Genomic DNA, 7,618 nt, shown 5'->3' on the forward strand with positions numbered 1-7,618 from the left:
GTTAGCTTGATCGTTACCATGCTCCGCGTGGGAATGCATCCTGTGACGCTCTGCGTCATGCTTCCAGGAGCGGACGCAGAGCGTCCAGGGCGGCGTTCCCACGCAGAGCGTGGGAACGATCAAAGGCCCGCATGTTGATCAACCCGCCACCAACACCCGAATCGCTTCCAACCGCAGCGCCGCCTTGTCGAGCATGGCCAGACCTTGCTCGCGCTGTTGGCGCAGGGCCACCAGCTCGCTGTCGCGCACGGTCGGGTTGACCGCTTGCAACGCGGTCAGGCGCGCCAGTTCTTCGTCGGTGTCCGCCGCCAGGCGACGTTTGGCCTCGGTCACGCGTTCGACGTGACGCGGGGTGATCTTCTCTTCGCCGGCGTTGATGCGCGGCGTGAGTTGATCGCGCTGGGCCTGCACGAACTTGTTGGCACTGGCGCGTGGCACGCTTTCCAGTTGGTCGTTGAGGGTTTCAAACGACACACGACCGGACAGGTCATTGCCATTGGCATCCAGCAGGCAGCGCAGCGCCGCCGGCGGCAGGTAACGGCCCAGTTGCAGCGAGCGCGGGGCAACCACTTCGCTGACGTAGAGCAGTTCCAGCAACACGGTGCCCGGCTTGAGCGCCTTGTTCTTGATCAGCGCCACGGCGGTGTTGCCCATCGAGCCGGACAGCACCAGGTCCATGCCGCCTTGCACCATCGGGTGTTCCCAGGTGATGAACTGCATGTCTTCGCGCGACAGCGCCTGGTTACGGTCGTAAGTGATAGTCACACCTTCGTCGTCGCCCAGGGGGAAGCTGGCGTCGAGCATTTTTTCGCTGGGCTTGAGGATCAGGGCGTTTTCCGAATGGTCTTCGCTGTCGATGCCGAAGGCGTCGAACAGGGTTTCCATGTAGATCGGCAGGGCGAACTGGTCGTCTTGCTCAAGAATGTCTTCCACCAGCGCATCGCCTTCACCTGCGCCGCCGGAGTTGAGCTCCAGCAAACGGTCGCGACCGGTGTGCAGTTCCTGTTCCAGACGCTCGCGCTCGGCACGCGCCTCGTCGATCAGGGCTTGCCACTCGCCGTCGTCGGCGTTTTCCAGCAGCGGCAGCAGGCGCGGGCCGAACTGATGCTGCAAGGCGTTGCCGGTCGGGCAGGTGTTGAGGAACGCGTTCAGCGCTTCGTGGTACCACTGGAACAGGCGCTCTTGCGGGCTGGTTTCCAGGTACGGCACGTGCAGTTCGATCACATGCTTCTGGCCGATCCGGTCCAGACGTCCGATCCGCTGTTCCAGCAGGTCGGGGTGGGACGGCAGGTCGAACAGCACCAAGTGGTGGGAGAACTGGAAGTTGCGGCCTTCACTGCCAATTTCCGAGCAGATCAGCACTTGGGCGCCGAACTCTTCGTCTGCGAAGTAGGCAGCAGCGCGGTCACGCTCGAGGATATTCATGCCCTCGTGGAACACCGTGGCCGGGATGCCGGAGCGCACGCGCAGGGCGTCTTCCAGGTCCATGGCGGTTTCGGCGTGGGCGCAGATCACCAACACTTTGGTGCGCTTGAGCATTTTCAGTTGGTCGATCAGCCACTCGACGCGCGGGTCGAAACGCCACCAGCGGTTTTCTTCTTCAACATCCGGCTGCGACTGGAAGCTGACTTCCGGGTACAGCTCGGCGTGTTCGCCCAGCGGCAGTTCGAGGTATTCGTCCGGGTTCGGCAGCGGGTAAGCGTGCAGCTTGCGCTCCGGAAAACCCTGCACGGCGGCGCGGGTGTTACGGAACAGGACGCGGCCGGTGCCGTGGCGGTCGAGCAGCTCACGCACCAGGCGTGCGCTGGCTTCGGTGTCGCCATCGTTGACGGCGGCAAGCAGCGCTTCGCCTTCGTTGCCGAGGAAGCCCTGAATGGTTTTGTGCGCTTTTGGCGACAGGCGGCCCTTGTCCAGCAGCTCCTGCACCGCTTCGGCCACCGGGCGATAGTTCTCGCTTTCGGCGCGGAAGGCGTGCAGGTCGTGGAAGCGGTTCGGGTCCAACAGGCGCAGACGCGCGAAGTGGCTGTCCTGGCCCAGTTGTTCCGGGGTGGCAGTGAGCAGCAACACGCCAGGGATCACTTCGGCCAGTTGCTCGACCAGCGCGTATTCCGGGCTGGCTTTTTCTTCATGCCACACCAGGTGGTGGGCTTCGTCGACTACCAGCAGGTCCCAGCCGGCGGCGAACAGCGCGTCCTGGGCCTTCTCGTCGTCCACCAGCCATTCCAGGGCTACCAACGCCAGCTGGGTATCTTCGAATGGGTTGGTGGCATCGCTTTCGATAAAACGTTCTTCGTCGAACAGCGCAACCTGCAGGTTGAAACGGCGGCGCATTTCCACCAGCCACTGGTGCTGGAGGTTTTCCGGCACCAGGATCAGCACGCGGTTGGCGCGACCCGACAGCAGTTGGCGATGGATCACCAGGCCCGCTTCGATGGTCTTGCCCAGGCCCACTTCGTCGGCCAGCAATACCCGTGGCGCGATACGGTCAGCGACTTCACGGGCGATGTGCAGTTGGTGAGCAATAGGTTGCGCACGCACGCCGCCCAGGCCCCATAGCGAGGATTGCAACTGACGGCTGGTGTGTTCCAGCGTGTGATAGCGCAGCGAGAACCAGGCCAGCGGGTCGATCTGCCCGGCGAACAGACGGTCGCTGGCCAGACGGAACTGGATGAAGTTCGACAGTTGGGTTTCCGGCAGGGTGACCTGCTCGTTCTGCCCATTGAGGCCGTGGTAGACCAGCAGGCCATCGACGTCGTCGACTTCCTGTACGGTCATTTTCCAGCCTTCGAAATGGGTGATGCTGTCACCCGGCGAAAACCTCACACGAGTGAGGGGCGCATTCCGTAGCGCATACTGACGAGTGTCGCCAGTGGCCGGATAGAGCACGGTCAACAAGCGCCCGTCCTGTGCCAGAACGGTGCCTAACCCCAGCTCTGCTTCGCTGTCACTAATCCAGCGTTGCCCCGGTTGATACTGCTGCGCCATGCTGCCTGACTCCCGCCGTGAAAAAGCCGACTATTCTAACGGAACACGGCTTCCAGACCAAAAGGAATAGGTGCAGCTTCAAGCTTTAAGCTACAAGCGGCAAGAAAAAGGGCGATATGTTCGTCGGATAGATGACGATTGGTTCACAAGTTGGGGGCTTGGCACTCAAGTCGCCCCTCCCGCAGCCGACAGTCTGCTGAATAGGAGACTAAAAACCATGCTGCCACCCATACTGCCCCTGAGTGTTGTGCCGGTTACGTCACAGCTTGATCCGGTGCGCCAGAAGCCGGATATCCCGCCCGTGGTGCCCGTGCAGGCCGGTTCCAACGAAAGCACCATCGACCTGAAAAAGGGCGATGCCGAGCAGTCGACTTTTTTACTGCGCGAAGAACAACGCCGTCAGCAAGAGCAGCACAAACGCCGGCGCGAAGCGGATGAAGACCCCGAGGCGCACCTGGCGATCCCCGGGGATGAACTCAACGCCGACAACACGGTACCGGTGGCGCCGCTGATCGAAGACGCGCCGCGCCAGGGTTTGTGGGTGGACGTCGAGGTTTAATCGCGCAATTCGCGCAGCGCGGCGATCAGCAACTCGATGTCGTGTTCGGAGTTGAGCGGGCTGACAGACACCCGCGCGATGCTTGTAAGGCCCCGCGCCTGCATGTCCAGCGGCGTGTAGGCCACGCCATTGGCGCCGATGTTGATGCGCTTCAATCCCAGCCTGCGCTTGAGTTCAAACGCCTCCCAGCCGGCGAGGTTAAAGGCGATCAGTCCTGAGGGGGCCGTGCCCAAATCGTGCAGTGAGATGCCCGGAATCTGACGCAGCGCGTCGCGGATTCGTCCACTGAGCTGCTGGACCCTTTCCCATGTCTGCTCCACGCCCAGTCGGTTGATTTCCTGCAACGCATTGCCCAGGCCCGCCAATAAGGCGTAGGACACTTCGCTGGTTTCAAAGCGGCGGGCATCGTTACGCAGGTCGAACCCTTCAGCAGTCCAGGGCGCCGAGAAAACATCGCGCTGGGCCGGGTTCAGGCGTTGCAGAAAGTCCGGTCGTACATACAGCAGCGCCGTGCCACGCGGCCCGCGCAGGTGTTTGCGCCCGGCTGACTTGAGCACATCGCAGTGCAACGCCTGCACGTCCACCGGCAACTGGCCGACGGCTTGGCCGGCGTCGATGAAGTAGGGGATTGCATGGCGCCTGGCCACTTCGCCGATGGCCTGGGCAGGGTTGATCAGGCCGCCGTTGGCCGGCAGCCAGGTCAGGTCGATCAGCTTGACGTTGGCATCAATCATCGCCTCCAGCGCCAATGGGCACACTGCGCCGGTGGCATCGCAGGGAATGACCTCCACGCGTGCACCCGCTTGCACCGCCAACTGCATACTCGCCAGGTTGCCGCCCCATTCATGGCGGCCGACCAGGATGCGATCGCCGGGTGCCCAAGGCCCCAAGGCCTGGAACGCCAGGCTCCAGGCGGTTGAGCCGCTGCTGGCAAAGGCAATCGAGGAGACGGGCGCATTGAGCAATTGCGCGGCTGCGCGCCGGGCTTTTTCCACCAGGATCGCGCCATGCTCGCCGGCCTCCATGGGGCCATCGCGGGCTTCGCGCTGCAACTGGTCAATGATCGCGTCGAGGGTGGCTTGGCACGGCAGCGAGGCACCGGCGTGGTTGAAATGCACGATGCCCGATTGGCAGCCGGGCGTTTCTTCACGCAGGTGCTGGACTTGCAGCGGGCTCACGGCTGCAGCTCGAAAATGGCGTCCACCTCCACGGCGACGCCGGCGGGCAGGCTCGAAACGCCGACGGCGGTGCGCACGTGCCGGCCTTTGTCGCCCAGGGCATTGACCAGCAGATTGGAGGCGCCGTTGGCAACCACGCTCTGGCGCGTGAAATCGCCGCTGCTGGCGATGAACACACCCAAACGGAGAATGCGCACTACACGCGACAGGTCATCACCGACGGCAGCACTTAACTGGCCGAGCAAGCCCAACGCCGCCAGCTCCGCCGCCTGGGCACCTTCTTCATCGCTGAGGGATTCGCCCAGTCGGCCGATGTAGGCAGGTTTACCGTCGACCATGGGAATTTGCCCAGAGATAAACAGCTGGTTCTGGCTGATGACGTGGTTGATGTAATTGGCTGCGGGTTGGCTGGGAGTTGGCAGCGTCAGGCCAAGGGCTTGTACGCGTTGGCGGATGGAGTCGCTCATGTTGAATCCTCTTGGGTGAAGAGGGGTGAGCATGTTGGACGCAGTGAGGGGCGACAAACGGATAGATCTCACGCGACGTATCGAAATAACTCAAGTGTCGCAGCAAGCTTCCTTTAGCCAGGCGGTGAAACATTCGACGGCTTCGCTGGCCGGGCCTTGGGCGGCGATCAGCCAGTAACCGATTTCACTGTGATAGGGCGGCCAGTCAAAGGCTTCCACCAGGCTGCCGTCCTTGAGCTTGCGTTCTATCAGGCGATGGCGGCCCATGGCGATGCCCTGGCCGGCCACGGCGGCCTCGACCACGATGTTGTAATCGTGCAGCAGCACGCGGGGGTGGTGGTCGAGGTTGACCTGATAGTGCGCCGACCAATCCGTCCACTCGAAAGGGCGGTGCGAGGTGGCCATCAACAAGGGCGCGTTGTGCAGTTGGCTGGCCTTGAAGGCCGGGCTGCACACCGGTGAAATGACTTCCGCCATCAAGCGCGTGGCCTGCACATCGGGCCAATCGCCCTTGCCATAGCGGATGGCCAGGTCGACCTCGGCGGCGGCGACGTCTGCCAATTGAATCGCCGGCAGCAGTTCCACCTGGATTTGCGGATAACGATTGAGAAACCCGGCCAGGCGTGGGGCCAGCCACAGCGTGGCAAACGAGGCCAACAGGCCCACGCGCAGTACCGTGGTCGTGGGGGCGACTTTTTGCGCGCGGGTGGCGGCGGCGATCATGTCGAGCGCCGGGCGGATTTCGTCGTAGTAGTGTTGGCCGTCGGCGGTCAGATCAATCGCGCGGGTGCGTCGGATAAACAGCGGTTTGCCAAGGTGTTCTTCGAGTTTATGGACCTGATGGCTCACAGCGCTCTGGGTCACTGACAACTCCTTTGCCGCCTTGATAAAACTCAAGTTACGCGCCACGGCCTCGAAGGCGCGCAGGGCCAGCAGGGGTGGAAGGTCTGTGTGCAGTGCCACCTGAGTGCGTCTCCGGGGTTGAATGTGAAGTGTCGATTTTGAGTGATGGCCGGCCTTTTGTCGCCCGCTGATTCTACTGACGCCGATTGGGATATGGCCTACATCAACCTGGGCAATTGTACGAAAAGCTCTGCTTTTAGAGACGGGTAGAGCGATGGGAACGTACATGAAAGCAAGTGTGATCGGGTTGGCCGTTGCAATGGGGCTCTGTACTGCCGCAGGCGCGAGTGAGTCACCGCTGGTTGGGGCCTGGAAACTGGTCGGCTATCAGGTCGAGTCCCAGGACACGCGTAAGAAGATCCCCGCGATGGGCAGCCGCCCTTCCGGGCGGGTTATATTCACCGCCGATCATCGCGTGGCGTTCGTGTTGACCGGTGAGGGAAGGCAGGCGGGTTCCACGGATGCGGAAAAATCAGCGTTGCTGAGTACGCTGGTTGCCTATACCGGTATCGAGCAGGTCGAGGGCAACCAATGGTGCACGCAGGTGGATGCGGCCTGGAACCCGGAGTGGGTTGGCACTGTGCAGTGCCGCGACTTTCATATCAATGGCGATACGCTCGAAGTGCTCACGCCCTGGCGGAAAATGCCGAACTGGCCGGGAACCACGCGCTCGATCATCACGTTTGAGCGTGATAAGTAAACAAATGGGTGAGTGAGGCGGAGGTTTTCTATCTCCGCGTTTGCCGTCGGACGGGACAGGCCGCATTATTAGCCTATTCCCGCCACGACGTATGCCCAGCCATGAGTGATGACGACAAGCTGATTGACCTGAATGCCGAACGCGCCAAGCGTGTGCATGACCTGAATGACAAGCGCCTGAACGAAGTGCGCCAGGCGTTTGAACAGGCGATGCCTTTAGGCAAAACCAGGAAGAAGTCGAAGAACAAACCGAAAAAGCGTTGAAACAACCTGCATCTGTTGATGCAGGTCAGTTATTGCCCTTCTTTACGCCCCGTTGCGGGCGACATTGATCCCCGTCAATTTTCCAATCCGCCTTCTCGATTAACTTAGCCCCATCGCAACAGGGCATGAGCAGGAGGCCGGTCATGTTTTTCGATAATGTGGTATTTGCCGGGGTGCTGACTGTCAGCCTCATGGTGCTGTTTTTTGTAGGGTTTGGGATTTTTATCTGGAAGGACGCTAATAAGCGTAAAGAACCGTAAGTTCTTCTGGGTTACATGAGCACGCAAGGCATTTTGGGCGACTTCGGTCGCCCTTTTTTTTGGTTCTTCACGGATTACCGGGAAAGACGCTCTTGATCTTCATGAAAAAGAACTCGCTATCCCGGTAACCGTACGCCATCCGCTTAATGACCTTTATTCGATTGTTTATCCCTTCCAGTTGGCCCGTATGCATGGGCCAGCGAACACGGCTGACGATGCCTCGCCAGTAACCCTTCAGTCGTTTGGCAAACAGGATCAGAGGCGGTATTTCGCTTTCATGCGCAAGGCGCAGCCATTGTTGCC

Annotated in this window: 9 protein-coding genes; 4 read left to right on the plus strand and 5 right to left on the minus strand. The window is 61.2% G+C overall.

From position 1 onward, the window contains the following. Positions 1-138: 138 nt before the first annotated feature. Positions 139-2,985 carry an RNA polymerase-associated protein RapA gene (rapA, locus tag ACTD9P_RS13070; protein WP_438868009.1) on the minus strand — a complete coding sequence of 949 codons (2,847 nt, stop codon included), beginning with the start codon at positions 2,983-2,985 and terminating at the stop codon, positions 139-141. A 217-nt stretch (positions 2,986-3,202) separates the two neighbouring features. On the opposite strand from rapA, the gene ACTD9P_RS13075 reads away from it, so the two are divergent. Beyond that, on the plus strand, positions 3,203-3,544 hold the full coding sequence (locus ACTD9P_RS13075) for an aspartate-semialdehyde dehydrogenase (RefSeq protein WP_200433463.1): 342 nt from the start codon (positions 3,203-3,205) through the stop codon (positions 3,542-3,544). Here ACTD9P_RS13075 and ACTD9P_RS13080 read toward each other — a convergent pair. The 3 genes from ACTD9P_RS13080 to ACTD9P_RS13090 form a co-directional block, all read right to left on the minus strand. After that, entirely contained in the window at positions 3,541-4,722 is a 1,182-nt protein-coding gene (locus ACTD9P_RS13080) for an aminotransferase class V-fold PLP-dependent enzyme (protein ID WP_438868010.1), read from the minus strand. The genes ACTD9P_RS13075 and ACTD9P_RS13080 overlap by 4 nt on opposite strands. Next, positions 4,719-5,189 carry a RidA family protein gene (locus ACTD9P_RS13085; RefSeq protein WP_438868011.1) on the minus strand — a complete coding sequence of 157 codons (471 nt, stop codon included), beginning with the start codon at positions 5,187-5,189 and terminating at the stop codon, positions 4,719-4,721. Before ACTD9P_RS13085 ends, ACTD9P_RS13080 begins: the two co-directional genes overlap by 4 nt. A gap of 90 nt (positions 5,190-5,279) precedes the next feature. Next, a complete protein-coding gene (locus ACTD9P_RS13090; RefSeq protein WP_438868012.1) occupies positions 5,280-6,152 on the minus strand; it encodes a LysR substrate-binding domain-containing protein in 873 nt (290 codons plus the stop codon). Between the two features lie 166 nt (positions 6,153-6,318). On the opposite strand from ACTD9P_RS13090, the gene ACTD9P_RS13095 reads away from it, so the two are divergent. From ACTD9P_RS13095 to ccoM, 3 genes are all read left to right on the plus strand, one after another. Next, complete coding sequence (locus ACTD9P_RS13095; RefSeq protein ID WP_438868013.1) at positions 6,319-6,792, plus strand: lipocalin-like domain-containing protein; 474 nt, start codon at positions 6,319-6,321, stop codon at positions 6,790-6,792. A gap of 101 nt (positions 6,793-6,893) precedes the next feature. Further along, positions 6,894-7,055 carry a hypothetical protein gene (locus ACTD9P_RS13100; protein WP_099485822.1) on the plus strand — a complete coding sequence of 54 codons (162 nt, stop codon included), beginning with the start codon at positions 6,894-6,896 and terminating at the stop codon, positions 7,053-7,055. A gap of 143 nt (positions 7,056-7,198) precedes the next feature. Continuing rightward, a complete protein-coding gene (ccoM, locus tag ACTD9P_RS13105) occupies positions 7,199-7,315 on the plus strand; it encodes a cytochrome c oxidase subunit CcoM (RefSeq protein ID WP_017137226.1) in 117 nt (38 codons plus the stop codon). A gap of 67 nt (positions 7,316-7,382) precedes the next feature. On the opposite strand, the gene ACTD9P_RS13110 is transcribed toward ccoM, so the two are convergent. Beyond that, positions 7,383-7,618 (minus strand): transposase (locus tag ACTD9P_RS13110; RefSeq protein WP_438868014.1); only part of this gene is annotated, 236 nt, incomplete at its 5' end.

The sequence above is a fragment of the Pseudomonas onubensis genome, assembly GCF_965653655.1.
Taxonomy (GTDB): domain Bacteria; phylum Pseudomonadota; class Gammaproteobacteria; order Pseudomonadales; family Pseudomonadaceae; genus Aquipseudomonas.